At 66.8% G+C, this 229-nt stretch carries 1 protein-coding gene; it reads right to left on the bottom strand.

What is annotated here, in order from left to right:
- Window positions 1-229 (bottom strand): hypothetical protein (locus B8460_RS20680; protein ID WP_048863511.1); only part of this gene is annotated, 229 nt, incomplete at both ends.

Raw genomic sequence — 229 nt, 5'->3', positions numbered from 1 at the left:
TGCCGCTATCGCTCACCGCAAAGAGGATCGTGCCGGCAGAGTTCTTCACCATCAGCGGGAACGTCCCGGACCCGGTGTCCGGCCCGTCAATCTCGGCCGTGCCTGCTGCCATCGTGCCGAGGTTTCCCACATGCAGCCCGCCGACCGTCGCGATGGTCTCATGGCTGTCCGCGTTCCGCATGCAGTAGGACGCAGTCGGCTGCGCACCCGCGCCCTGCATCGGTTCGCA

Origin of the sequence: Acidisphaera rubrifaciens HS-AP3 (assembly GCF_000964365.1) — a bacterium.
Lineage (GTDB): Bacteria > Pseudomonadota > Alphaproteobacteria > Acetobacterales > Acetobacteraceae > Acidisphaera > Acidisphaera rubrifaciens.
The sequence above is the reverse complement of the archived record's forward strand: the minus strand, read 5'-3'. Positions and strand labels throughout refer to the sequence as shown.